The organism is Pseudoalteromonas sp. TB25 (genome assembly GCF_000497995.1).
GTDB lineage: Bacteria > Pseudomonadota > Gammaproteobacteria > Enterobacterales > Alteromonadaceae > Pseudoalteromonas > Pseudoalteromonas distincta.
Window position 1 is genome coordinate 1 of the sequence record NZ_AUTI01000063.1, and the last position, 3327, is coordinate 3327.

4 protein-coding genes and 1 pseudogene are annotated in these 3327 nt (G+C 34.6%); 1 reads left to right on the plus strand and 4 read right to left on the minus strand.

All coding sequences use genetic code 11. From position 1 onward, the window contains the following. Nucleotides 1-89 precede the first annotated feature (89 nt). The gene (locus L652_RS0101200; protein WP_029753103.1) at nt 90-434 is read left to right on the plus strand and encodes a GNAT family N-acetyltransferase; all 345 of its coding nucleotides are present in this window, start codon (nt 90-92) and stop codon (nt 432-434) included. A 2-nt stretch (nt 435-436) separates the two neighbouring features. Here the strand turns inward: L652_RS0101200 and L652_RS0101205 are convergent, their stop codons facing one another. The 4 genes and pseudogenes from L652_RS0101205 to L652_RS0101225 all read right to left on the minus strand — a co-directional run. Beyond that, nucleotides 437-1072: a trimeric intracellular cation channel family protein gene (locus L652_RS0101205; protein ID WP_004334621.1), complete on the minus strand. Its 636-nt coding sequence runs from the start codon at nt 1070-1072 to the stop codon at nt 437-439. Between the two features lie 578 nt (nt 1073-1650). After that, nucleotides 1651-2052, minus strand: coding sequence for a hypothetical protein (locus L652_RS0101215; protein ID WP_024595034.1), 402 nt, complete (start codon nt 2050-2052; stop codon nt 1651-1653). Between the two features lie 135 nt (nt 2053-2187). After that, nucleotides 2188-2784 carry an RDD family protein gene (locus tag L652_RS0101220; RefSeq protein ID WP_024595033.1) on the minus strand — a complete coding sequence of 199 codons (597 nt, stop codon included), beginning with the start codon at nt 2782-2784 and terminating at the stop codon, nt 2188-2190. Between the two features lie 137 nt (nt 2785-2921). Next, nucleotides 2922-3327, minus strand: a pseudogene (locus L652_RS0101225) (DUF5020 domain-containing protein); the annotation flags it as partial.

Below are 3327 nucleotides of genomic sequence, written 5' to 3' on the forward strand. Positions count from 1 at the left end.
GGCAAAAAATTCGCTATTTAGTTGTTCTAAATGAGCATTTTTTAACGCAGGTAGCGACACGTTTAGCCCCGCAAAATGATTAAGTATTATTGCGGATTGGTATAACTGAGCAACAGCATGTTTTAAGGCTTAATGATCAATATGACTGCTCCCATCTTATAGTTATAAATGAGGTACCAATTGGTACTTTAAAATACCAAACACACGCTCAATACGTTGAAATAATGCAATTACAAATACATCCATTGCACCAAAATAAAGGGTATGGGAAAGCGGTTATTGAACAAGTTATTACAAATACGCAGTCAAAACCCATTAAACTCACCGTGCTTAAAAACAACCCAGCATTAGGACTTTATAAGCGGCTGGGTTTTACTATAACGGATGAGGATAATTACGAGTACCACATGCAAACGCGAGCTACTCGTAGCTAAAATTAGTCGCTTTGATCTCTGAAGTCTTTTTTTCTGAAAATAGTTAAATGCCAACCCCAATGCAAAGAGCCTAATCTTAAAAAGATAGTCGTGAAAAATGATCCTAAAATACACCAAATGTAATCTACATTAAGGCTAAATAAAGCAGCATAGACTGCACCACCCGCTAAACACGCAGAGGCGTATGGTTCGCTGCGCATAACAGTTGGTACCTCACGGCAAATTACGTCACGTATTAAACCACCAAATATACCTGTAGTGATACCCATGGTAATTGCGACCACCATACCAGAGCCATTAATGAGTGCTTTTTCTATCCCCATAATATTAAATAACGCCATACCCACAGCGTCTACTAATAAAAAGTAGTAATTATTAACGCGCGGTAAATATCGAATAAATGCAATTGTTGCTATAACGGCCCCATAGGTTGAATATAAATACTCTGGGGTAGCAATCCAAAATACTGGTTTGTTTAAAAGTATATCTCTGAGGGTACCGCCCCCTAGTGCAGTAACGGTTGCAACCACTACGACGCCAAAGCCACTAATGTTTTTTTCATACCCAAGCAATGCCCCTGCAACAGCAAAAAATGCAACACCGAGTAACCCTAGTACCATAAAGTATTCAGCAGTCATGGTAATTCCTTTTTAAAGTTTATTAGGAGCTGTATCAACTTACGTGCCAAAAAACTGAGTAAATATAAATAAACCCACAATTTAAGTGACTGAAATTTATAAGCTTATTTCATTTATTAAAAAACGTTAGCTATGTAATATTTAGTGAAGGATTAACAAGAGTAATTATTTTAATTATGGGTAGTTTTTACACGTTAAAGTACAGAGGGATTTTGTTACAGAGTTGCAGTCGAGCACTTTTAAATTTTAAGCAAAAATTAAATGAACAATAAAGCTATTACCAATATTACAAAAATAATAGGCAATATTGCATGTTGCCAGTTTTGTTCTTTATTTTGATTATAGAGTGTTTGCATTGAGCTTTTATCATTATTGGTAAAACTATGCTGGCACTGCATACAGTTTTGGGCTTTTATGCTCACCCAAGTACCACATTTAATACATGCGTAACACCTCGACAGTTTATCAAACTCGTTTGTGTTCCTAAATATTCTCATTTATCACCTCATTGATTTTCGCCGCAGTAAGAAAACCAATGAATAATATATGCTCTTTAAATTCATTGTTACTTCTTTACTTTATTCAATAATTTTTACATTTGGAATGTTTTGTAAAAGGTAGGATTTTAAAGATTCAAACGCATCTTTATTGAAAATAAACTCAGTTGTTTTACCATCAACTTGATTATACGGTAGTGCAAATACACCGTGCCTCTTAGTTTTGTCGATGACAACTTTGTTAATATCGTTAATATTAAACACTTGCTTATAAACGTATAATATTTGCCCCTCAACGCGTACAGCCTTTAACGGGCTTTGCTCAACATTGCGCGAACGAATAAACACAAAATATAAAATAACGGGAAATAAAAACAGGTTAAGCGCTTGCAAACTAAAAGGTTTATCTATCAATACAATATATGTTGAGTAACAAATTAAAGAGGCCGCTAGTGCTAAAATTAGTTGTGTGTTGTTTTTCATAATCATCCTTGGTTACTAGTCAAAAAAATCGGTAAGGTTTTTTAATTATATTACCAATTTAGTGAAATACGCCATTTTGTAACTTTTGCTAATCAAACTTAAATCCGGGCAAAGCTGCCATAATTAATATCCTGATTAATCTACATAACTCACTTTTGTTCCCGCTAAATGATCATGTAAACATCGTTTATCTTTTCCAAATATAAATAATGGATTAACAAAACCAGCTATAAACTGACCTACCGAAGGGACAAGTGATAATAGTTGCATACAAAGCATGCGTTTAAAGTAAATTGTAGTAAAGCTTGCTTGTGTACCATCTAAATTTTCAATACGGATAGACATTAAAGATTTACCAATTGTTTGTCCGCGTTGGTACATGAGGTAACCATGAAGCACTAACGTGCTTAATATGCCATAACCTAGCAAACCTGCAGATAAAGTAAGTGTTGGTTGGCTTAAATTATCAAACCCTAAGAGTATGAATACAGGTATAAAACAAACAACACCTAAAACGCCATCAATAATAGCAGCCACTAGCCTATCTGAGCGCGTTGCTTTTTCTCCTGCTACTTTTGATACAATATTTTCAGATGGGTTCTGTGCTTCTCGCGTTTTAATTAAGTCGTCTATTTCTTTTGCTCGATCTGGGTAGGCTTCGCGATCTATAGCTCTCGCTGATGAGTAAAGCTCATCTAAAGTGTAGGTAGAAAAATCAATTTCAGAATCCATGCAAAAAATCCATATAGTGTTATTAAAAAGTAATTTAACACAATTAATTTAAGCTATTCAATTATTTAAAATTATCAAATAAAAAAGCTACTAAAAAGTAGCCTTTAATTATTAATTAAATACCATTCAATTTGCTGTTAAAAATGCCATTTAACTAGCAAGTTTGGATTATGTTCGGTTTGCCCATCTACACCAAATTTATTTTTCCAATAAACATACTCAATACCCACATCAAGGCGGCCTGTATCTAAGCCGAGCATAGGGGCAATATTGTATTTAATCTGCGAGGTAAAGTTAAAGCCACCTTCACTTTTACCAAACATTGTGTCGGTGCTATCTACAATATCTAAAAAGCCATCGTATCTAAAGTTACCTTTGTTGTAGCCCCACGTGACTGTTATTTGGTTATTATCTTCACGTTGAATACCTATATCATCTTGAAAACGACGATAATAAGCCACATTAAAATATTGAAAGCCAGGTACATCAAGTGATACACCGCCCCCTAATAAATAGTTATTTTGATCCGTATCTCCCGAGCCA